Origin of the sequence: Acinetobacter sp. YK3, from assembly GCF_001729365.1 — a bacterium.
GTDB lineage: Bacteria > Pseudomonadota > Gammaproteobacteria > Pseudomonadales > Moraxellaceae > Acinetobacter > Acinetobacter vivianii.
Genome location: NZ_LZPJ01000108.1, coordinates 1 through 23,635, shown reverse-complemented (window position 1 = coordinate 23,635; position 23,635 = coordinate 1). Strand labels below are relative to the sequence as shown.

Here is a 23,635-nt window from a genome sequence, read left to right as displayed (position 1 = left end):
AAAAATGGCTTGAATTGCACTACAATTCAAGCCATGAGCATTTGATTTAATTGATTATTTACCAATACAGAATGAACCAAAAATCTTCCCAAGAAGATCATCAGCACTAAAATCACCTGTGATTTCACCCAATGCATTTTGTGCCAGACGCAATGATTCTGCCACCAGTTCACCTGCGTTAAACACAACAAGTTGCTCACGTGCCTCTGCAAGATAGCGCTGAGTGCGCTTCATTGCGTCTAAATGACGTGTTCTGGCAATAAAGGTGTCTTCCTCAGGCTGGAAGCCTGCATGCGCTGTAATCGCATCTATGAGCGCCTGAACGCCCATATCCTGTTTGGCAGATACACTGATATGACGGAAGCCCTGATAATCACTTAAAGTCGCGTCCTGACCGGTTAAATCGCATTTATTGCCAATCAGCAGTAAACGTTTCGGTTCAAGATGATCGGCAAAATATTCACGCGCCAGCTGTAACGGTTCATCGCCTTGGTTTAAATCGTAGACCAGCAGTAATAAATCGGCCTGTTCAATTTCTTTAATCGCACGACGAATCCCTTCCTGCTCGACGATATCGCCTGTTTCACGTAAACCAGCAGTATCGGTTAAGGTAATCGGCAAGCCATTCAAACTGATCTTTTCATGCAATACATCGCGGGTCGTTCCCGCAATATCGGTCACAATAGCCCGTTCGTGGCCCGCCAGCGCGTTTAACAGGCTCGATTTACCTGCGTTAGGTTTACCCGCGATCACCACCTGCAAACCTTCACGTAACAGCTGTCCTTGGCGTGCTGATTGCTGTACGGCTTTAACCGAATCCTGTACGTCATCCAGCAAAGCTAAAATCTTGCCATCGGCAAGGAAATCAATTTCTTCTTCTGGAAAATCAATGGCAGCTTCAACATGCAAACGCAAGTGAATCAGCTTTTCTAAAACGGTATTAATTTTGGTTGAAAAGGCACCCTGTAATGAACGAACCGCTGAACGTGCTGCGGCCTGTGAGGTGGCATCAATCAAATCGGCGATCGCTTCGGCTTGCACCAGATCCATCTTGCCATTTTCAAAGGCACGCATGGAAAACTCACCCGCCTTTGCAGCTGTCGCACCCAGATCAAGTAAACGGGCTAATAACGCATTCTGAATGACTGGACCACCATGCCCCTGTAATTCCACCACATCCTCACCTGTAAACGAATGAGGATTTGGAAAACACAGCACAATGCCTTCATCCATCACGGAACCATCCGCATCATAGAACTGACGGAAGCCTGCCATGCGGGCAGCAGGAAGACTTTTCTGGGTCAACTGTTCAGCAATGGCATAAGCTTTAGGGCCAGAAAGCCGAATCACGCCCACACCACCACGACCTAATGGGGTAGCAATCGCAGCAATTGTGGTTTGATGTTGCATCTTAAATTCACCTAAAAAACACGAGGGTTATGAAACAGGAACCCTAAATACAGACAAAGAAAAATCCGCTTAAGATTACCATCTTAAGCGGATTTATTCAGTAAAAGTTCGAACTTAAGAACTCGATTCAACCTTGTTGAGACGGTCTTTTTCGACACCTTTGTTAATAAACCATTGTTGCAAAATGGTAATACTGTTGTTGACGATCCAGTAAAGAACCAAACCAGCAGGGAAGAACAACATGAATACCGTAAACATGATTGGCATGATACGGAAAACTTTTGCCTGCATAGGATCAGTAGGTTGTGGATTCAACATTTGCTGAACGAACATGGTCACACCCATGATCAACGGCAAGATAAACCATGGATCCATTGCTGATAAGTCTTGAATCCAGCCTAACCATGGTGCATGACGAAGTTCAACCGATTCCATCAATACCCAGTACAAGGCCAAGAAAATCGGCATTTGTAACAATAACGGCAAGCAACCAGACAATGGATTGACTTGTTCACGCTTGTATAACGCCATCATTTCTTGAGAGAAACGCATACGGTCTTCACCAAATTCTTCTTTCATGCGTTGCATTTCTGGTGCAATCACACGCATTTTCGCCATTGAGCGATAACTTTTTGAAGAAAGTGGCCATAAAATCAATTTTACCAAGATCGTCAATAAGATAATTGACCAACCCCAGTTACCAATGATGTTATGGAAGAACTGTAAGCCCAAGAACAATAATTTCGCAATTGGCCATAACCAACCATAATCTACAGTTTGGTTTAAGCCAGCAGCTAAATCTTTGAGTTCAGACTGAATTTTTGGACCAGAATAAAGTTGTGCATCCACTTCCATTGAGGTACCAGCAGGTACATTGATCACTGGAGAAGTGAAGCCCATGATATTCATGTGATCAGCAGACTGGCGCGATTCCAGTTTAGCTACATACGGTTGACCATCAGCTTGGGTAAGTTTTAGGTTCCCAGGAATCCAGGCACTGACGAAATAATGCTGAACCATGGCAACCCAGCCGCCTTTGGCTTCAACATTCAATTTTTCATCATTAAAATTGCTGAATTTCAACTTGTTATAATGCGCGTCTGGCGTACCCCATGCGCCGCCCAGATAAGTTCCAAGGGTAAAGATACCTTGAGAAGATTTACCTGGATCATCAGAATTGTCACGCTTTAACTGACCAAACATTTGGCCTTGCCAGTTTTGCTGACTACGGTTAACAACCTGATGTTTCACTGTAATTGGGTAATCACCTTGCGTGAAGGTGAACGACTTGATCACTTCCACACCTTCAGGTGTTTTAAATACCAATGGCACAGTCAACACTTGATGTGTCTTACCATCTTTTGCTGCAACGCTCTTCGCATCTGCCAACGTATATGCTGTTTTTTCAACATCATACATCGGGCGTCCGCTACGGCTGCTATCTGGTCCATTTAAACCGATTAAACCAGATTGAGCGACGTAAGTACGTTTCGCATCACTTTCCAGCATGACAAACGGCTTATCGCTGTCTTTGCTTTCATCATGGCTTAACAATTCAATACGAACAATATCACCACCTTTAGGATTGATCCAAAGATGATAAAGATCAGTTTGTACTGAAATCAGTTGCTGACTCACAGATGGTGTTTCTGTGGTTTGTGATGCAGTCACATTTGCTTGTGGCAAGTCTGAAGCCGCTGTTGCATTTTGAGCATTTGGCAAATCTGCAGATACATCATGTGCAGTGACAGCCGCCGCTTGTTGTTGCGGTGCTGGTGCAGCATGACCATAGTCTTTTTGCCAAGCCAAAATAAGCAAATATGCGGTAACAAACATGGCTCCAAGAATTGCAAATCTGGCCCATTGTTGCATATCTATTATCCCAAATGATTAGAGAGATTTTGCTTGAATAAACGATCACGAAAGGGTACAGCAACGTGATGCATTTGAGAATCTATTTGATGAAACGAAATAAAACGAAGTGCTTTGCGGGGGACTGGATCATAGCCTGAACCACCCCAAGGATGACAACGGCAAATTCGCTTAGTCGATAGCCATACACCTTTGACCGCCCCATGCGTTTGTAAAGCTTCAATTGCATATTGCGAGCAAGTGGGAATATAGCGACAACGAGGACCCAATAATGGACTAATTGCAATTTGGTAACATCTTATCAACCAATGAAGTAAACGTACCATTGGAGATCTCTAATTTTGGAGGGATGTCACAACGACTTTGGAATGCTTCTTTGCTAAGCGTTGTAATTTTTGCCAAGCAAAATCTAATTGTTGATGTAATTCTTCATTTGAGATTGCTTCTATACCTATTTTAGGCATCACCACAATATCGATATCAGCATTAAATTGCGCTTGATGTAAACGGAAGCTCTCCCGAGCAAGACGTTTTATTCGATTTCGTTCATGAGCACGACGTACCTTTTTTTTAGCAACGACAATACCCAAACGGCTGTTAGGCTGTTCGGTTAATTTTGCTAAAAAAAGGAAATGGGGCTGATGCACTTTAAAAAGCGCACCATCAAATACACTTTTATAATCAGCAGCACAACGAATACGAGATTCAGTACTGAAACTGTAAAGTGTCATCACCCAAGTCTGGTCAGCTTAACAGTATTAAACAGTTAAGCTATGACGACCTTTTGCACGACGACGAGCTAAAACTTGACGACCTGCTTTAGTAGCCATACGAGCGCGGAAACCATGAACGCGTTTACGCTTTAATTCAGATGGTTGGAAAGTACGTTTCATTTCGAAACTCCAAAATGATCTTTCTATAAAGGTCCGCGATTTTATTGTGCAATGTTTACGCTGTCAATGAAAAATCAAAAACTTTACATTTTGTTTGTTCTGTTTTGAAGCAATACGCCTACGCGTAGAGAAGTACTTTTATTGAAAACAAAAAATATACACAAGCTATCTCTTTATATTATATCAACATTCAGCTATATTCACAGCTTAATACCACAGTTATCAACAATTCTATTTCTAATTTAAATTTAATTCTTGGATTTTGAATTTAAATTTCGATATGCTCGTTTATCCACAATTTGGTCGAACCCTATAAGTAAATTCAAATTTTAAAATTTAAATTTATTCTTATTAGGGTGGATTTATTCTGTGGAAAGTGACGTTTTTCTATAAATAAACAAATAGTTACTTTGTGGATAACCATGTTTTTATCAATTTTATAGATTGTGGATAACTTAAGGGTTAAAATTATCCACAGCTTGTGCAAAAAGTTATACACAAGTGGTTTTGAATTTAAATTTATAAACGACTGCTTTCTTTTTCAGCAAAAGTCCCATAAATTGGCCTGACAGATGTGGATAACTTGGTTAGAATGGCGACCCCTTCGAAAGATGGGGCTGGTGATTTTTATTTTTTGAATTTAAAAATGGATATATAGGGGATGCACATGCTCTGGACAGACTGCTTAACTCGCTTGCGACAAGAGCTATCTGATAACGTCTTTGCGATGTGGATTCGTCCTTTAGTTGCCGAAGAGGTTGATGGTGTGATGCGTTTATACGCACCGAACCCTTATTGGACACGTTATATTCAAGATAATCATTTAGAATTGATTTCAATTCTTGCTGAACAACTGTCTGAAGGCCGCGTACGTCAGGTTGAGATTTTGGTCGACTCTCGTCCAGGTACAATTTTGTCTTCTAACGAACAACCAGCAACCACAACTGCAGCTTTAAGTAGTGCACCGACAGTGACCGCCGTGCCTGTTAAAGCCAAAAAAGAATCTGATTTGGTTCAACCCAGTCAAAATGTCACTAAAATACCGAAGAAAAGACAACTCAATCCGTTATTTACATTCTCTTTGTTTGTTGAAGGCCGTTCTAACCAGATGGCTGCTGAGACTTGTCGTAAGGTATTAACCCAATTAGGTGCATCTCAGCACAATCCTTTATTTCTGTATGGCCCAACAGGCTTGGGTAAAACACACTTGATGCAAGCGGTAGGGAATGCGCTGTTACAAGCCAAACCCAATGCACGTGTGATGTACATGACCTCGGAAAGTTTTGTACAAGACTTTGTCAGTTCATTACAGAAAGGTAAGGTTGAAGAGTTTAAGAAAAATTGTCGTTCTTTAGATTTACTCTTGGTCGATGATATTCATTTACTTGCTGGTAAAGAAGCAAGTCTTGTTGAATTCTTTTATACTTTTAATGCTTTACTAGATGAATCTAAGCAAATTATTTTAACGTCAGACCGTTATCCAAAAGAACTCACCGAACTAGATCCGCGTCTGGTTTCTCGATTCTCTTGGGGACTATCAGTTGGTGTTGAGCCGCCAGACATTGAAACCCGTATCGAAATTTTGCTGAAAAAAGCTGAAAATAGTGGTGTAGATTTACCTCGCAACTGTGCTTTGTTTATTGCGCAACAAGTGGTCGCAAACGTTCGTGAGCTTGAAGGTGCATTGAACAAAGTTGTGGCAATTTCACGATTTAAAGGTACAGCCATTGATCTGGATGTGGTGAGAGAGTCATTAAAAGACGTTCTGGCGATCCGTGCCCGTACCATTAGTGTGGAAAACATCCAGCGTGTGGTGAGTGAATACTTCCGAATTCCGTTAAAAGAACTGATTGGGCCAAAACGTACCCGTATTTACGCAAGACCACGTCAATTGGCGATGGGATTGGCGCGTGAATTAACCGGAGATAGTTTTCCCGAAATCGGAATGGCCTTCGGTGGGCGAGATCACAGTACCGTGATGCATGCGTGCGAAAAAGTGGTCAGCTTGCGTGAAGAAGATCCGATTTTTAATGAAGATTATAAAAACTTACTTCGTTTATTACAAAGTTAGGCCTGAGCATAATCTCGGCTGACTCTATTTTCATGGTTGCAAACTGCTTTTAAGTGCAGCATAGTACACTGCTAACATTCATATCGGCTTCTGTTGTAAGAGGAATAAAATCGTGCGTTTGAAAATCGCTAAAGAAAGTTTACTCAATGTTTTATCACATGTAGTCGGGGCTGTAGAGCGTCGTCATACTTTGAATATTCTTTCAAATGTTAAAATTCAAACCACTCAACAGGCCTTAACTATTACGGGTTCTGATTTAGAAGTTGAACTGGTTGCAAGCACAACGTTAGCTGAAGGTGCTTGTCTGGAAGCGGGGGAGACCACTGTTCCTGCACGTAAATTAGTCGAAATTTGTAAATCTCTTCCTACAGCAGCCTTGATTGACTTACAAATTACAGAAGATCAGCGTTGTATTTTGAAATCGGGTAACAGCCGCTTTGTGTTGGGTACGCTTCCAGCTGATGATTATCCTTTACTCACCACTGAAAATAGTCAGGGCACACAAGTTCAGGTGACTCAGCGCGAATTAAAACGTTTATTTGAAAAAACTGCCTTTGCAATGGCGGTACAGGATGTACGTTTCTATTTGACAGGTACATTGCTGGAAATTGATCAAAATCAATTACGTACCGTAACAACAGACGGTCACCGTTTAGCATTATGCGAAGTATTGGCGTCATCAACTGCTGCTGCACCGATTCAGGCAATTGTGCCTCGTAAAGCAGTGGGTGAATTGCAGCGTTTGTTGAGCATTGAAGATGAGCAACTTACCTTGTTAATTGGTCGTGAATTGTTGAATGTCACGATTAATACGCCAAGCCGTGATAAAGAGCAGGGTGATATTACTGTTCGTTTCACCACCAAATTGATTGACGGTAAATTCCCTGATTATCGCCGTGTTATCCCGAAAGGTGGTGATAAGCATGTCTTTATTGCGCATGATGTATTTAAACAGTCTTTACAACGTGTCGCGATTTTAAGTAATGAAAAATTACGTGGCGTGTTCCTGAATTTTAATCAGGATTCGTTGCAACTCCGTGCTAATAACCCAGAGCAAGATGAAGCGGTTGAAGATATTGCAATTCAATATCAGGATGCCCCACTAGAAATGTCATTCAATGCGCAATATATCCTTGATGTATTGAGTGTGTTGGATGGTGATGATGTGAGAATGAGCATGACTGAAGCAAACCAGTCGGTACTTGTCCAAGATCCAGCGCATCCAGACCAGACTTACGTTGTTATGCCGATGCGTGTGTAATTGGCATTGATGATTTGAGTTTTTAAGCATGCAAATCACGCGTTTAAATATCGAACGTGTACGTAATCTAAAGGCGGTTGCACTCAATGAGTTGCAACCGTTTAATATTTTTTACGGGTCTAATGGTTCTGGAAAGACATCGATTCTGGAATCCATTCATTTATTGGCCACAGGTCGCTCATTTCGCACCCATATTCCAAAACATTACATCCAGTACGAGGCGGATGATGCGATTGTATTCGCACAGTCGGCGAGTGAACGGATTGGGATGCAAAAGCTGGCTTCGGGTGAGCAACTGATCAAGGTCAATGGCGATACCATTGCCACTCAAGGGCAACTGGCAAAACTTTTGCCCTTACAGCATATTGATCCGCAAAGTACCGATATTATTGATCATGGCGCCAAACCAAGACGGCAATTGCTGGACTGGTTGATGTTCCACGTGGAACCTGAGTTCTATTTTGCCTGGCAGTATTATTCTCGCGCATTAAAACAGCGTAATAGCTTGTTAAAGACACGACGTAACCTGAGTCTGGCGGATTTAGAGCCGTGGAACAAAATGCTGAGCGATTATGGTGAAATTTTGCACTCGCAACGGGTCGGTATCGTGGAGCAATGGAACCAGTTTTTTCAGGAAGACTTGCAGCAACTTTTGCCAAATCTTGAAATTGAACTGGAATATCATGCCGGTTTTCATACCGAACAAGGTCTGTTGCAAGACCTGATTCAACAGCATCAAAGGGACCAGGAACGGCGTTATACCGAGTATGGTCCACATCGTGCAGATTTGCGCTTGAAAACCCCGTATGGCAATGCAGATGACGTGTTATCGCGTGGGCAAAAAAAGTTGTTAATCATGGCATTAAAACTGTCACAAATTGCAATGCTGCATGCGAGTAACAAGGAAACTGTGGTATTATTAGATGATCTGACAGCAGAGTTAGATTTAGCTGCACAACAACGTTTAATTGAGCGATTGAGTCAGTTAGGAAGTCAGGTTTTTATGACGACCTTAGACCATACGTCGGTATTAAAACACTTACATGATTTGTCGATTTCCTTTCAATTGTTTCACGTTGTCCAAGGCCAAGTCAGTCTTGCTGCGCCATAATTTTATTTCCTCATCTTTGGATAGATTAGATATTTACTAGGGAGTAACCATGAGTTCAGAGTCTCAATCAGTCTCTCAAACAGAACAAACAAATGAAAAGGCTTATGATTCCTCTAGTATTAAAGTATTACGTGGATTAGACGCGGTTCGTAAACGTCCTGGCATGTATATCGGTGACACCGATGACGGTACAGGTTTGCACCATATGGTGTTTGAGGTGGTGGATAATGCCATCGATGAAGCTTTAGCAGGTCATTGTGACGAGATCTTAGTGACGATTCATGAAGATGAGTCAGTCAGTGTGTCTGATAATGGTCGTGGTATTCCAACCGATATTCACCCTGAAGAAGGGGTGTCTGCAGCAGAAGTTATTCTGACCATTCTACATGCGGGCGGTAAGTTCGATGACAACAGCTATAAAGTATCGGGCGGTTTACACGGTGTAGGTGTTTCGGTTGTCAATGCGCTTTCTAAGAAATTGCATTTGACCATTCAACGTGCAGGTAAAATCCATGAGCAGGAATATGCACATGGTGATCCTCAATATCCATTGAAAGTTGTGGGCGAAACTGACCAATCAGGTACAACAGTTCGTTTCTGGCCAAGTGAATTAACCTTTAGCCAAACCATTTTCAGTGTTGATATCTTGGCACGTCGTTTAAGAGAACTTTCATTTCTGAATGCGGGTGTACGTATCGTATTGCGTGATGAGCGCGTTAATCTTGAGCACGTTTACGATTATGAAGGTGGTTTATCCGAGTTCGTTAAATATATTAACGAAGGTAAAACCCATCTCAACGATATTTTCCATTTCACCACAGATGCAGACAACGGTATTGGGGTTGAAGTGGCATTGCAGTGGAATGACAGCTATCAAGAGAATGTTCGTTGCTTTACCAACAATATTCCGCAAAAAGATGGCGGTACTCACCTTGCAGGTTTCCGTGCGGCATTGACCCGTGGCTTAAACAGCTACATGGAAAATGAAAGCTTACTGAAAAAAGAAAAAGTTGCCGTGACTGGTGATGATGCGCGTGAAGGCTTAACTGCCATCATTTCAGTGAAAGTGCCTGATCCAAAATTCTCTTCACAAACCAAAGAAAAACTGGTGTCGAGTGAAGTGAAACCTGCGGTCGAGCAGGCGATGAACAAAGAGTTCTCGGCTTATTTGCTTGAAAACCCGCAAGCGGCGAAATCGATCGCTGGCAAGATTATTGATGCAGCACGTGCGCGTGATGCTGCTCGTAAAGCACGTGAAATGACACGTCGTAAGAGCGCTTTAGACATCGCTGGTTTACCAGGTAAATTGGCAGACTGTCAGGAAAAAGATCCAGCATTGTCTGAACTTTATCTGGTCGAGGGTGACTCTGCGGGCGGTAGTGCGAAACAAGGTCGTAACCGTAAGATGCAGGCTATTTTACCGTTGAAAGGTAAGATTCTGAACGTTGAACGTGCGCGCTTTGACAAGATGATTTCCAGTCAGGAAGTGGGAACTTTAATTACCGCTTTGGGTTGTGGTATCGGACGTGAAGAATACAACCCAGACAAATTACGTTATCACAAAATCATTATCATGACCGATGCGGACGTGGATGGTTCACATATTCGTACTTTGTTATTGACCTTCTTCTTCCGTCAAATGCCAGAATTGGTTGAACGTGGATATATTTATATTGCACAGCCACCATTGTATAAGTTGAAGAAAGGCAAGCAAGAGCAGTACATCAAAGATAATGATGCACTTGAAACTTACCTGATCTCAAACGCGATTGATGAACTTGCATTACATGTGAGCCCTGAAGCGCCTGCGATTAATGGTTCTGCATTGGCAAGTGTGATTGCGGATTATCAGGTATCACAAAAGAGTTTACAGCGCTTAACACAACGTTATCCAGCAAGTTTACTGGATGGCTTACTTGAGCTGGATGCATTCAAAGCCGATCATAACCATGAACGTGACTATGTTGAATCATGGGCTGAGCAATTACGTGTTGCAATCGAAAAGTTACAACCGAGCTTGCGTCCTGAAATTAGCTTGGAAGCGTTTGAGCGTGAAAATGCGCAAGGTGAGAAATCAGCGCATTATTGGCCACGTGTAACGGTCTATGTGCATAACTTACCGCATTCGTATTTACTCGATGCTGGTCTGTTAAATTCTGCTGAATATGCACGTTTGCTGAAAAACTCGAAGAGCTGGTTCAGTTTGCTTGAAGATGGGGCTTATCTACAAAAAGGTGATCGCCGTATTCAGGTGAGCAGCTTCCACCAAGTGTGGCAGCACATTTTACAAGACTCGCGCCGCGGTATGATGATCCAACGCTATAAAGGTTTGGGTGAGATGAATGCTGAGCAGCTTTGGGAAACCACGATGGACCCTGAAAACCGTAATATGTTACAGGTGACCATTGATGATGCGATCGAAGCAGATCGTATGTTCTCATGCTTAATGGGTGATGACGTAGAACCACGTCGTGCCTTCATTGAAGAAAATGCATTAAATGCAGATATTGATGCTTAATTAATTTAGGCATCAATAGCATGTAAAAAGAGCTTATCTTTTGCGTTGTTGTAAAAGATAAGCTCTCCATCCTGCGACGAAAATTGGAAGCAGGGTGATCATTAGAAAAATAATATCTGCAATACCCTCCATCAGCAGCATTCCAATAATCCCTAAAATACTGCATAAAGCCATTAGCCATAAGAAACCTGACTTATTCCACAGTTGCATTGTTGGCTCCTTTTAAACTTTTTTGCTGACGTTTTGCCCACCATAGCCAAGCGCCATTCAGGGTAATAAATAAACTTAAAAGCGTACATAAGCTCCATAAAATCTTTAATGGCATACCGCCGTAATTACCGAAATGTAGAGGCTGAGAGAGCAAGATGGCTTTCAGATAGGCAGGGAGTTCTTCAACAGTATCGACTTGCCCTGTCGCTGCATTGACCAAGGCAACCTTCAGCATTTTTTCGTTTAGGCCCTCATCACCTTGCAGCAATACCATGTAATGTCCCTGAGTCGAATATTCAGTTTTAGGATAGAACACAGTGGTTGGGTGCCAGCCGACTTCACCTTTTTGTGCAGCAGCATAGATATCATCGATGCTTAGTGTCAGGTTAATTGGGCTGACATGATGATATTTGTCTTGAAGAGCTTTCAGTTCAGTCATTTGCCAGAGACCAATGGCAACCGTACCAAAACCGAGTAAAAAGCCTGTTAAGGTCACCACCAATGCCCAACCGAGTATCGCTGAACCGATTAAGTTATGTAAATCGAGTTGCAATAAACGCTGACCTTTACCTGTTCGAATAATCCCAAAAAAGAATTTTTTCACATAAGGGGCGTAAACCACCAGCCCTGAAATTAGTGATAAGAACACTAGAAAGGCAATCAAGGCACCAATCAATTGTCCAATAAAACCTAAAAACCAGTTGGCATGCAGTTCCAGTAAGAAACCCGTTAAAGTATCCCGTTCACTTGGTTGCTGAATCAGCGTTGCAGAACCAATATCTGCAAATAGCCAACGCGCTTGCTCAAAACTCTGTTCTGGTTTTGCCATTCCGATCAGCAGTACACCCGGATGATGCTCAGGATCGTAGCCTGTACTGATAATGTGTTCATCAGGATAGGCATTTTGAGCTGTGGCTAATGAATTTGCCAGTGGGCGCTGTTGTTGTAAAGAGGAGTGAAGCGCCATCGGTTCCACACCAAGCGCATGATCGATTTCTTCATGAAAGATCAGAATGATTCCCGTGATTGATAAAATCGTAAAGGGAAGGACAATGACTAAACTAATCCAGCGGTGAATCCATAAATTGATGCGGAACCAGCGTGAATTGGTTTTCTTCGCTGAAGTGATTGCTTGCTTCATAACTGATTATTCCATGCTGAATGGATCATGGCTTCCCCGGATAATTTATATTTTACAAGCCGATTCTATTTTTATTGATAATTATTTTCATTATTATTTACTATTGTTTTTTACGTTCCACGTGAAACCTGACATAGAATAAATGGATTAAAAAAAAGCAGGAAAGACGAACTTTCCTGCTAGATCATACAATATGGTACTGAAAGGGGATTAACTTTCTACAAAATCACTGACCTGAATTAAGGCATGGCCAAACAGGTAACCTGCTGTCACCAGTACGCTGATCCAGAGTAAAGCTCCTAAAATGTTATACACAACAAAATGCGTGTAATTCATATTGCTCGAACCTGCTGCCAACGGTGCAAAAGAACGTGCAAAAGGAATAAAACGCGCCAATAAAATGGTTTTTCCACCATGTTTTAGGAAAAACACATTGGTTTTTTGTAGATATTCCTGCTTGATGAAGCGTGATTTCACATTAAAAATGCGGTCACCAAAATGACGGCCAATATGATAGTTCACCATATAGCCCAATGCAGCGGCAAAGAACAGCAGGCTGATCATATAGCCAAGATGCATCATTTCAACGACAGAACACAATGCACCTACGGTCAGCAATAAGCTGTCACCAGGTAAGAAGAACATGAAAACAAAGGCTGTTTCTGAAAAAATAATTAAGAAGAGGATAAAATAGATCCATAAACCATATTCTTGAACCAAAATGGGCAGAATATGTTCAAAATTAAAAATAAAATCTAAAGAATTCATTCAGTTTGTATGATCCAAAATAGAGTACTCACCAAATTAAAGTACAAAAAAATGTGAAATGAATTTAACCCTCAGGATTCATTCGTCAGTTATAACATTACAACAATGGGAGCTGAGTATATCGAGCCTGAACCCAAAGCTCAATTTTCTACGAAAATTCCAGTTTTACCTTATCTTAAATTATCGACAGATTCATGACATTTTTCATGATATTCATAGTGTTTTTAGGTATCTGATCAATATTTTTACGTTTAATAAAAATCGTTTTTTATATTGAGAGAAGTGGCCTTAAAAGATGAGATCCATACCTGTTTTTGTTACAGATATGGATCACTCATGTTATTCAGCAAATGAACTTTCGAGTTCTTCCAGCTCCATCATCAGCTCTAAAAGCTGCTCTTCAAATTGCTCCAGTTTAGCTTTTAGCTCATTTTGTTCATTCATGAGCTTCATCAAGTCATCTTTGCGGCTTGCTTCATACAATGCGCTATCTGCCAGCGCCTGTTCAATTTCTGCCAGGCGAGGTTGTAGCTTTTCGATTTGAGCTTCAACTTTTTCAATATTTTTACGAATAGGGCGTGTCATTTCACGGCGGCGTGCGGCTTCTTTACGTTGAGCTTCTTTGTCGATCTTCACAGCTGGAGCTTGAGAGGACACGCTTTGTTGTTGCCCAGCATTTTGTGCATTGATCTGTTGTTGACGTGCTTCACGTAACCATTTGGCATAGTCTTGCAGATCACCTTCAAACTCGTTGCATTTACCTGCATGCACGAGCAGTAGATCATCACAGACACTGGCAATTAATTGACGTTCATGCGACACCAGTACGACAGCACCTTCAAAATCTTGTAGTGCCATGGTCAAGGCATGACGCATATCCAAATCTAAATGGTTGGTCGGTTCATCCAGAATCAGCATGTTTGGACGTTGCCATACGATTAAGGCCAATGCGAGACGCGCGCGTTCTCCACCAGAGAAGCTTTCACATGGGGTGTCCATACGTTCACCGCTAAAGCCAAATCCACCTAGAAAGGCGCGTAACGCAGCTTCACTGATTTTTTTGTCCGCAATACGGGCCAATTGCAGCATTGGGCTGGCATTGGCATCCAATGCGTCCATTTGGTGCTGGGCAAAATAACCAATGTTGAGTAGTTCTGAAGCTTTACGTTCACCAGCAAGTAGAGGCAAATCCCCGACCAAAGTTTTGATTAGTGTTGATTTACCAGCACCGTTCATTCCCAGTAAACCAATACGAGAACTTGGGGTGATTTGCAGGCGAATCTTTTCGGCAATCATTTTATCGCCGTAACCAATGGTCGCAGCATCTAAACTAAGCAATGGTGAACTCATTTTGGTAGGTTCACGGAAACTAAAGGTAAATGGTGTATCGACATGCGCAGGAGCAAGCTGTTGCATGCGTTCAAGTTGCTTGATACGGCTCTGTGCCTGACGGGCTTTGGTCGCTTTGGCCTTAAAGCGATCAATAAACTTTTGTAGGTGGGCACGCGTTTCTTGCTGTTTCTCAAAAGCTTGTTGTTGTTGCGCTAAACGTTCGCTACGGGTGGTTTCAAAGGTTGAATAGTTGCCCGTATATAGCGTCAGTTCCTGATTTTCGATATGCAGAATATGATCGGTAATTGCATCAAGGAAATCACGGTCATGCGAAATCAGAACCAGTGTACCTTCATACGCTTTTAGCCAGTCTTCTAACCACAAGATCGCATCTAAATCCAAGTGGTTGGTCGGTTCGTCCAGTAATAACAAGTCTGAACGACTCATCAAAGTACGCGCCAGGTTTAAGCGCATACGCCAGCCACCAGAGAAACTGGCAACGTTTAAACGGATTTGATGATCCAGAAAGCCTAAGCCAGCCATCAATTGTGCCGCTTTGGCTGGGGCTGCATAGCCATGGATTTCATCAAAACGGCCATGAAGACGCGCTAACTCATCATTGCTGAGTTGATCAGGATGGGCGAGCTTTTCTTGAATATCCCAATATTCCTCATCTCCCGAGAGGACAAAATCAATGGCAGGCATTTCCAGTGCTTTAATTTCTTGCGCCATGTGTGCCACTGTCCACACTGCGGGACGACTTAAATTGCCTTCATCTGCGCCCAATTCACCTAAAAATGCTGCAAATAAAGTTGATTTACCTGCTCCATTGACGCCAGTCAGACCAATTTTCCAGCCAGGATGAAGCTGCATTGAGGCTTTTTGGAACAGGACGCGCCCACCACGGCGTAATGAAACTTGGTCAAATTGGATCATGAGCATGCAAAATAGCGAATAGATAGCTGCATTTTAAGGTGATCACCCATGAATGCAAATTTTATATTGAAGATTAGGCCAGACTTCACCATTTCACCCGCTTATCACAAAGTAGAGTAAATACTCTATTTTTGTGATGAAAATCAGATTATGATTTAAAATCTAGGAAAAACAACACATCACATGAAAAAGAATCGACTAGGATGGGGCAATGAAGAAGGGAATTCTGGCATTGGGGGCAATGCTGATACTGGCTGTAAATACACAGGCCAGTGCTGCAACTAAAATTTGTGTTTTTGATTTGATGGGGAAATCAGGCGAAGCGTACAAGGCCATGGAAGAATGGGCCTTAGCCGCGAGAGCTTGGCACGGCGAAATCAATCTGGTCAGTTATCAAAATGAGGCGATGGCTGAACATGATTTTGAACAAGGTCGCTGCGAGGGGGTGTATATGACCTCAATGCGTGCACGTGCCTATAACAAGTTTGCAGGTTCGGTAGATGCGATTGGCGCTGTGCCAAGCTATGCCATAGCACAAAAAGCGATTAGTTTTGCTTTGGATAAGCGTAATCAACGCCGTTTAATCAGTCGGGTCGCAAATCAAAACTATGAAGTGGCGGGTATCTCGCAAATTGGTCTGGCCTATATCTTTGTCAAAGACAAAAGAATGAACACCATTGAACAAATCAGGGGCAAGAAATTTGCAGTCCTGGGCTATGACGAAGCCCAAAAAATTGTGGTGAGGAGTCTTGGTGGACAAGCTGTACTTTCTGATATTTCGAATATTGCCAAGAAATTTAATCAAGGGCAGGCCGATATTATGGCAGCGCCAGCCTATGCGTATAAACCGCTGGAAATCTATAAAGGTTTAGGTAATGACGGTGCAATCATTACTTTTCCTGCGGTTAACATGACCATGGATCTGATTATTCGGCCTGAAAAGTTCACGACCAATTTTGGGCAAAACTCACGACAGTGGTTTCTCAATCGCCTTAATACCAATTTTGCTTTAATCCAGCGAATCGAAGCGGAATTACCAGCCAAATACAAAATCAATCTGAGTCAGGAAGATAAAACACGTTATCAGCAAATTTTGCGTGAAGCACGGATCGATCTGACTAAACGTGGAATTTACGACGCCACCATGATGAACGTACTCAAACGGGCACGCTGTACAGTCGACCGTACTAATTTTGAATGTACCTTAGGCGGAGAATAACCAGAATCCATCATCTTGTGATGAGCGAAGGGGCTTAATAGCCCCTTTGAAAGGATTTGGCTTAAATTGTCAAACTGTGATCAATAGTGTTAAAAGTGATGAAAACCCGACGTATGTATATAAAAGCACTATGCTTTTAGCCGAAAGCTGACTATATTGGTCAGGCACTGATGGAAAATTGTGCAATATCGCGTAGAAAGGGAAAACAAGATGAAAAAAGGACTTTGGGCATTAGGTGCTACGGCTCTATTTGTCATGGCGACGCCTGCACAGGCAAAACAGGACATTTGCGTATTTGATTTATTGGGTAAGGCTGGGGAATCTTATAAGTTGGTCGAAGAATGGAAGCTGGCTGCCAAAACCTGGCAAGGTGACATTGAATTGATCCCTTATCAAGATGAAGAAAAAGCGGAAAAAGATTTTGATGCGGGCAAGTGTGATGGGGTTTATATGACCTCCATGCGGGCCCGTAAATATAATAAATTTGCAGGTTCTGTTGATGCCGTCGGGGCAGTCACCAGTAATGCCATTGCACAGAAAGCGATTAGTTATGTGCTGGATAAACGCAATCAGCATCGTTTGACTGCGACAATGGATGGGGAAAAATTCGAAGTTGCTGGCATTATTCAGGTCGGTCTGGCCTACATTTTTGTTCGTGATAAAAAGATCGACACCATTGAAAAAGCCAAAGGCAAAAAATTCGCTTATTTACATTATGATCAAGCACAAAAAGCGATTGTTGAAAGTATTGACTTGGTCGCTGTGCCCTCAGATATTTCAGACTTTGTGAAAAAGTTTAATAGTGGACAGGTCGATGTTATTGCTGCACCTGCCTATGCCTATAAACCTTTGGAAATCAGTAAGGGACTGGTCAATGGCGCGCTATTTAATTTTCCGGTGGTCAATATTACCGGTGATCTGATTATTCGCCCAGACAAATTCCCAGCAGGCTTCGGTCCCCAATCACGAAAATGGTTCGTCAATAAACTGCCGAGTAACTTTGCCATGGTGCAACGTTTAGAGGCGGGCATGAATGCGAAGAAAATTACGTTGACCAATGAAGATAAAACCCGTTATCAAAAAATGCTGCGTGATGGGCGTATGAATTTAACCAAGCAAGGCGTATATGACGCGAGTATGATGAATGTACTTAAACGTGCTCGCTGTACCGTTGAGCGGACTAACTTTGAGTGTACTTTGAGTGGTGAATAATAAGGAGTGCAGCAACACAAAAACATAAATAGACAAATAATGATCAGTAGATATAATAAATTTGTCTATGAAAATAAGCAAAATGGATAAAATAGGACAAAAACTAAACAATATGGGTATAAAAATAGAGTAGAAGCTCTATTTTTTTTCAAAAAACATGATTAATATTTGCTTCGAACAAGGAGACAAACATAAAGTTTGTGAAAGGATGAAAACTATGAAAAAAATGGCACTTGCTCTTGCAGCAACTTCGATCCTAGGTGTATCTGCTTCTACTCAAGCAGCAATTGACGTATGTGTATTTGACTTACTAGGAAAGTCAGGCGAATCATACAAAATGATGCAAGATTGGGCGCTCGCAGCGAAAGGCTGGGGTGCAGATGTAAACCTTCTCGCGATCACGGATGAACAGGTTGCGGATAATAACTTTAAAGCGGGTAAATGTGCTGCTGTAGCAATGACAGCAATGCGTGCTCGTCCATATAACAAATTTGCGGGTTCTGTTGACTCGCTCGGTGGTGCACCAAGCAATGCAGTTGCACAACGTGCAATTACCTATGTTCTTGACGCACGTAATGCTGCAAAAATGACAACCAATTTAGGTGGTAACAAATACGAAGTCGCGGGTATCTCTCCGCTCGGTGCTGCTTACATTTTCGTACGTGACAAAAGCATTAACTCAATTGAAAAAGCAGCGGGTAAAAAATTCGCGGTATTGGGTTATGACGATGCGCAAAAAATCATGGTACAACGCGTAGGTGCACAAGCGGTCCTTTCTGATATTTCTAACTTTGCTGCGAAATTCAACAATGGTCAGGTCGATATGGTTGGTGCGCCTGCTTATGCTTACAAACCATTAGAATTAAGCAAAGGTTTGGGCGCGAATGGTGCAATGTTTAACTTCCCAGTTCTACAAGTGACTGCGGATCTTGTAATTCGTCCAGAAAAATTCCCTGCTGGTTTTGGTCAAAAATCTCGTGACTACTTCGTGAAACAATTGCCAAAAGCATTTGCCATGATCAAGCGTTACGAGTCAGAGATTCCAGCAAAATACAAAATGAACTTAAGTGCTGAAGACAACTTAAAATACCAAAAACTGTTACGTGACGGTCGTATGGACTTAACCAAACGTGGTATTTACGATGCAGGTATGATGTCTGTATTGAAGAAAGCACGTTGTTCAGTAGATAAAGCAAACTTTGAATGTGCATTACCGGGTGAATAATCCTTAATTGCCATAAAGTGTACTTAAAGCCTAGATTCTTCTAGGCTTTTTGTTTTTTTATCACTGTCATTTGAGTCATTGTGTTTAGATTGAAACATCGTAATGATAGAACGATATAAAAACCAAATGGAATCTTGAGAAATTGAAAATATGTTTTAATCAGGACGATTAAACATGACTGAATAAAAACATAGATTCATTTGAAAACCTGAATCAGGGTGTAGCGTGATTTTAAATTTTGGGTGTGGTGCAACAACAATCAGCATAGATGCAAAGGAAGAATAAAATGCAGTGGTTTAAAACATTAATACTTGCAACAGGTATCGCTGCGGTATCTGCCGGGACTCAAGCGAAACAAACAATTTGTGTATTCGATATCGTTGGGAAAAGCGGTGATGTCTATGCCTTAATGAAAGACTATCAATTGGCTGCAAAAAACTGGGGCGCAGATATTGAGCTTAAAGTGGGCACCAATGAGGCGGTCATTGCTGAAGACTTTAAAGCAGGTAAGTGTGATGGGGTCAGTATCACAGGCATGCGGGGACGTCAGTTTAACCAGTTTACAGGTTCATTGGATGCAATTGGAGCGATTACAGACCTTAAACTCGCTGTGAAAGTGATGCAGGGCTTGGCAAGTCCAACCTTTGCCAAAGCGATGGTGAATGGCAAATATGAAGTGGTTGGGGTGATTCCTGTCGGCGATGCCTACTTATTGGTAAATGACCGTAATATCAATACTGTTGCCAAAGCAGCAGGCAAGAAAATCGCCGTACTGGATTATGATGAAGCCCAAAAAATCATGGCTTCACAAGTCGGCGCACAAGCGGTTAGCTCAGATATTACCAACTTCGGTGCCAAATTTAATAATGGACAGGTCGATATTATTGGTGCGCCAGCGGCTGCATTTAAACCGTTGGAACTTTATAAAGGTTTAGGAACCAAAGGTGCGATTGTGAATTATCCAATCTTGCAAGTGACAGGTAACCTGATTATTCATCCTGATAAATTCCCGACAGGGTTTGGGCAGAAATCTCGTGAGTGGGTGAAGGCGCAACTGCCACGTGCTTTTGGCATTCTAGGGAAAATGAAAGCAGATATTCCTCAAAAATACTGGATGGAAGTGCCTGCTGCGGATAAGCCTGGCTATCAGAAACTAATGCGTGAAGCACGTATCAACCTGACTGCAAAAGGGATTTATGACAAGCGTATGATGAAATTATTATGGCAATTCCGTTGCCGTGAAGATGCCAAGAATTTTGAATGTGGCTTACAAGACGAGAACTATAAATAATCTTGTAAACGCACTTTAAAACTTCAAATACAGACCCGATATTGAGTATGCTATACTGAATATCGGGTCTTTTATTTATTAAAGACGTATTGAAGTCTGAGGAATATCCATCATGAACGCCCAAGCTCTAGAATTGTCAGATAATGCTGCCAACAAAGTTCGCCAACTACGCGAAAGTGAAGGGAATAACGACCTTATGTTACGCGTGTATGTAACGGGTGGCGGATGTTCAGGTTTCTCTTACGGCTTTAACTTTGCTGAAAGCGTGAATGAAGATGATGCTGAATTCATGAATGGCGATGTTAAAATGCTTGTGGACTCACTGAGCTATCAATATTTGGTTGGTTCAGTAGTTGACTATCTTGAAGGACTGGAAGGTTCACGTTTTGTGGTGCAAAACCCGAATGCGACCACGACCTGTGGCTGTGGTTCATCTTTCTCGATTTAATAGATTCTTGTCATAAAAAAGCTTCTCCAGTTGAGAAGCTTTTTTATTGCTTATACCGCGGTGATAGTCCCTAAAATACGATCACCTGATGCACCTGTGACCGCAGGCAAGTTTCCACTCAACTGTTCCACGAATCGCATCGCGAGCCATGCAAACGCCGTCGCTTCTACCCACGTCGGTGCTAAACCCAGCGCATCTGTGGTTTGTACAGACCAGTTATGTTTACGCAAGCGCCAGCGTAATTGTTCAAGTAAATGCGAATTATACGCACCACCGCCACAGACATAGATTTCACCTGTCGGCATCGACTCTTTACTGCGATAAATGGCTTTCTTAATGGCGCGCGTGGTTAGCTTCATTAAGGTTGCCTGAACATTTTCTGGTGTGTCTTCTAGCTCGTCATAGCCAAGGTCATTACGCCAGTCACTGAGCTGTTCATCTAGCCATTCCAGATTAAAGTCTTCACGACCCGTACTCTTAGGGGGTTCTTTGGCAAAAAACTCGTGGCTTTGCAAACGATCTAGCAATGAGCGAATCGGATTACCATAGGCCGCCCAGTCGCCATTTTCATCATAAGGATGACCGGTATGGCGATGACACCAGCCATCCATCAAGATATTGGCAGGGCCTGTATCAAAGCCATAAACGCCGTCTGCATTGTTTGCAGGCAGCATACTGATATTGGCAATCCCACCTAAATTCAGGATCACACGATGAATACTGTCATGCTGAAATAAGGCTTGATGGAAAGCAGGAACTAAAGGTGCACCTTGCCCCCCTGCGGCCATATCGCGGCGACGGAAATCTGAGACCACAGGCAGTTGAGTGATTTCAGTGATGATATTCGGATCACCAATTTGCAAGGTAAAACCATGTTCAGGACGATGGCGAATAGTTTGCCCATGTGAACCAATGGCCTTAATTTGCGTGCGGTCTAAATTATTTTTCTCGATCAATTCGTTGATGCCGCGCCCAATCATTTGTGCCAAAGCGACATCGGCTTTACCCATACGGTCAATTTCATTGTCATCAGGCAGCGTCAAAGCCATTAACTCATCACGTAATTCTGGCTCAAAAGGCACGGTTAGCGTGGCATGCAGCGTTAAAGGATCGAATGAAGTTGCAACAATATCAACACCATCCATGCTCGTGCCTGTCATTACACCAATATAGATTGCGCTCATATACAACTTATCCTGCAAGATGCTGAAAAAATGTTAGTATATCGCACAAATTGAATAACTGATGTGTTTAGGTTTTGTGATGTCAAATTTCTTGCCAGCCGAAGAACAGCTTGCTCTCATTCAACGAGGCACGCACGAGATTATCTCTGAAGAAGATTTACTTAAAAAACTCAAAGAAAATCGTCCACTCCGTGTAAAAGCAGGCTTTGACCCTACGGCTCCTGATTTACACTTGGGACATACTGTTCTGATCAATAAATTAAAAACCTTTCAGGATTTGGGACATGAAGTTACTTTCTTGATTGGTGACTATACTGCAATGATTGGTGACCCAACAGGTAAGAGCGCGACGCGTCCGCCGTTGTCACAAGAGCAGGTCATTGCCAATGCAAAAACCTACCAAGAACAAGTTTTTAAAATCCTAGATCCAAATAAAACCAAAGTTCGTTTTAACTCGGAATGGTTTAGCCAAAAAACTGCCGCTGATTTAATTCAGTTGGCAAGCCAGCAAACTGTATCGCGTATGTTAGAACGTGATGACTTCACCAAGCGCTATAACAACCATCAGCCGATTGCGATTCATGAGTTCCTCTATCCATTGGTACAAGGCTATGACTCGATTGCGCTTGAAGCAGACGTTGAGTTAGGCGGAACAGACCAAACCTTTAACTTGTTGATGGGTCGTACCTTACAAGGTCGTTATGGTCAAGAATCACAAGTGTGTATCACTGTGCCAATTCTTGAAGGTTTAGATGGCGTCAATAAGATGTCTAAATCTTTAGGCAACTATATTGGCGTATTTGACACACCAGGCGCGATGTACCAAAAAATCCTGTCGATGCCAGATAGTCTGATTGAGCGCTACTTCGATCTACTCAGCTTTAAGTCACTCGATGAAATCAAGGTTCTACTTGATGAGATGGCTGCGGGTCGCAATCCACAAGAGATCAAACGTATTCTAGCACTTGAGCTGGTTGAGCGTTTCCATGATGCAGAAGCAGCAGAAAATGCACATAAGAGTGCAGGTAACCGCGTAACTGAAGGTGAAGTGCCAGAAGATACACCTGAAGTAACGATTTCTCGTGGTGAGTTTGGTGGCGAGCTGTTTATTGCAACCATTCTTCGCGTTGCAGGTTTAAACCCGAATGCCGCTGCTGCAAAAGACGCCGTGGGTCGCGGTGCGGTTAAAGTCGACTGGAATGTGGTTGATATGAGCTACTCTGTAAAAGAAAACGTCACTTTAATCATTCAGTCAGGCAAAAAAGCGATTGCACGTGTGACTTTCACCGACTAAATCGAAATAAAAATAATAAAAAGCAGGCCCAGAGCCTGCTTTTTATACGTAAATAGATGATAAAAACAACGAAAACATCAGTTTTGTAGAAAAAAGAAACATGCAAAAGAAAATAATAAAAAACAGGGTTGCATCGGATCTGAAATGCTGTAGAATGCACATCAATCGGCGGTGATGCAGATAAAAACTTGTTGAGAAACAAGGGTTTGGCTAAATAGGTTGGATTCTTGGGTTGATTG

At 42.3% G+C, this 23,635-nt stretch carries 20 protein-coding genes; 10 read left to right on the top strand and 10 right to left on the bottom strand.

What is annotated here, in order from left to right:
- Positions 1-54: 54 nt before the first annotated feature.
- The 5 genes from mnmE to rpmH all read right to left on the bottom strand — a co-directional run bounded on the left by mnmE (position 55) and on the right by rpmH (position 4,175).
- Complete coding sequence (gene mnmE, locus A9Z07_RS12820) at positions 55-1,410, bottom strand: tRNA uridine-5-carboxymethylaminomethyl(34) synthesis GTPase MnmE (protein ID WP_062847049.1); 1,356 nt, start codon at positions 1,408-1,410, stop codon at positions 55-57.
- A 114-nt stretch (positions 1,411-1,524) separates the two neighbouring features.
- Entirely contained in the window at positions 1,525-3,282 is a 1,758-nt protein-coding gene (gene yidC / locus A9Z07_RS12815) for a membrane protein insertase YidC (protein WP_069579158.1), read from the bottom strand.
- Between the two features lie 5 nt (positions 3,283-3,287).
- Complete coding sequence (gene yidD, locus A9Z07_RS12810; protein WP_004660550.1) at positions 3,288-3,608, bottom strand: membrane protein insertion efficiency factor YidD; 321 nt, start codon at positions 3,606-3,608, stop codon at positions 3,288-3,290.
- A 9-nt stretch (positions 3,609-3,617) separates the two neighbouring features.
- Entirely contained in the window at positions 3,618-4,013 is a 396-nt protein-coding gene (rnpA, locus tag A9Z07_RS12805; protein WP_005260345.1) for a ribonuclease P protein component, read from the bottom strand.
- 27 nt (positions 4,014-4,040) lie between these two features.
- The gene (gene rpmH, locus A9Z07_RS12800; RefSeq protein WP_000831329.1) at positions 4,041-4,175 is read right to left on the bottom strand and encodes a 50S ribosomal protein L34; all 135 of its coding nucleotides are present in this window, start codon (positions 4,173-4,175) and stop codon (positions 4,041-4,043) included.
- 667 nt (positions 4,176-4,842) lie between these two features.
- Here rpmH and dnaA point away from each other — a divergent pair.
- The 4 genes from dnaA (at position 4,843) to gyrB (ending at position 11,136) form a co-directional block, all read left to right on the top strand.
- A complete protein-coding gene (gene dnaA, locus A9Z07_RS12795) occupies positions 4,843-6,246 on the top strand; it encodes a chromosomal replication initiator protein DnaA (protein WP_004776496.1) in 1,404 nt (467 codons plus the stop codon).
- A gap of 112 nt (positions 6,247-6,358) precedes the next feature.
- Complete coding sequence (dnaN, locus tag A9Z07_RS12790; protein WP_005228168.1) at positions 6,359-7,507, top strand: DNA polymerase III subunit beta; 1,149 nt, start codon at positions 6,359-6,361, stop codon at positions 7,505-7,507.
- A 28-nt stretch (positions 7,508-7,535) separates the two neighbouring features.
- A complete protein-coding gene (gene recF / locus A9Z07_RS12785) occupies positions 7,536-8,618 on the top strand; it encodes a DNA replication/repair protein RecF (protein WP_005260342.1) in 1,083 nt (360 codons plus the stop codon).
- Positions 8,619-8,667: 49 nt separating this feature from the next.
- Positions 8,668-11,136 carry a DNA topoisomerase (ATP-hydrolyzing) subunit B gene (gene gyrB / locus A9Z07_RS12780; RefSeq protein WP_069579156.1) on the top strand — a complete coding sequence of 823 codons (2,469 nt, stop codon included), beginning with the start codon at positions 8,668-8,670 and terminating at the stop codon, positions 11,134-11,136.
- A gap of 33 nt (positions 11,137-11,169) precedes the next feature.
- Here the strand turns inward: gyrB and A9Z07_RS17915 are convergent, their stop codons facing one another.
- The 4 genes from A9Z07_RS17915 to A9Z07_RS12765 form a co-directional block, all read right to left on the bottom strand.
- On the bottom strand, positions 11,170-11,346 hold the full coding sequence (locus A9Z07_RS17915; RefSeq protein WP_171258978.1) for a hypothetical protein: 177 nt from the start codon (positions 11,344-11,346) through the stop codon (positions 11,170-11,172).
- The gene (locus A9Z07_RS12775; protein ID WP_069579153.1) at positions 11,330-12,487 is read right to left on the bottom strand and encodes a PepSY-associated TM helix domain-containing protein; all 1,158 of its coding nucleotides are present in this window, start codon (positions 12,485-12,487) and stop codon (positions 11,330-11,332) included. The genes A9Z07_RS17915 and A9Z07_RS12775 overlap by 17 nt, the downstream gene beginning before the upstream one ends.
- 210 nt (positions 12,488-12,697) lie before the next feature.
- Positions 12,698-13,255, bottom strand: coding sequence for a VTT domain-containing protein (locus A9Z07_RS12770; protein ID WP_047432965.1), 558 nt, complete (start codon positions 13,253-13,255; stop codon positions 12,698-12,700).
- A gap of 339 nt (positions 13,256-13,594) precedes the next feature.
- Positions 13,595-15,523 carry an ATP-binding cassette domain-containing protein gene (locus tag A9Z07_RS12765; RefSeq protein WP_069579178.1) on the bottom strand — a complete coding sequence of 643 codons (1,929 nt, stop codon included), beginning with the start codon at positions 15,521-15,523 and terminating at the stop codon, positions 13,595-13,597.
- A 211-nt stretch (positions 15,524-15,734) separates the two neighbouring features.
- On the opposite strand from A9Z07_RS12765, the gene A9Z07_RS12760 reads away from it, so the two are divergent.
- From A9Z07_RS12760 to erpA, 5 genes are all read left to right on the top strand, one after another.
- Positions 15,735-16,742: a putative solute-binding protein gene (locus A9Z07_RS12760; RefSeq protein WP_069579150.1), complete on the top strand. Its 1,008-nt coding sequence runs from the start codon at positions 15,735-15,737 to the stop codon at positions 16,740-16,742.
- Positions 16,743-16,952: 210 nt separating this feature from the next.
- Entirely contained in the window at positions 16,953-17,954 is a 1,002-nt protein-coding gene (locus A9Z07_RS12755; RefSeq protein ID WP_069579147.1) for a putative solute-binding protein, read from the top strand.
- Positions 17,955-18,171: 217 nt separating this feature from the next.
- A complete protein-coding gene (locus A9Z07_RS12750; protein ID WP_004776514.1) occupies positions 18,172-19,179 on the top strand; it encodes a putative solute-binding protein in 1,008 nt (335 codons plus the stop codon).
- Positions 19,180-19,465: 286 nt separating this feature from the next.
- A complete protein-coding gene (locus A9Z07_RS12745) occupies positions 19,466-20,470 on the top strand; it encodes a putative solute-binding protein (RefSeq protein WP_004776516.1) in 1,005 nt (334 codons plus the stop codon).
- Between the two features lie 112 nt (positions 20,471-20,582).
- The gene (gene erpA / locus A9Z07_RS12740) at positions 20,583-20,918 is read left to right on the top strand and encodes an iron-sulfur cluster insertion protein ErpA (protein WP_004776517.1); all 336 of its coding nucleotides are present in this window, start codon (positions 20,583-20,585) and stop codon (positions 20,916-20,918) included.
- Between the two features lie 50 nt (positions 20,919-20,968).
- On the opposite strand, the gene A9Z07_RS12735 is transcribed toward erpA, so the two are convergent.
- Positions 20,969-22,102 (bottom strand): anhydro-N-acetylmuramic acid kinase, encoded by a 1,134-nt coding sequence (locus A9Z07_RS12735; protein ID WP_004776518.1) that lies wholly within the window; start codon positions 22,100-22,102, stop codon positions 20,969-20,971.
- Positions 22,103-22,163: 61 nt separating this feature from the next.
- Here A9Z07_RS12735 and tyrS point away from each other — a divergent pair, with 61 nt between their 5' ends.
- Positions 22,164-23,396, top strand: a complete 1,233-nt coding sequence (gene tyrS / locus A9Z07_RS12730) for a tyrosine--tRNA ligase (RefSeq protein ID WP_009506246.1) — start codon at positions 22,164-22,166, stop codon at positions 23,394-23,396.
- Positions 23,397-23,635: the final 239 nt, after the last annotated feature.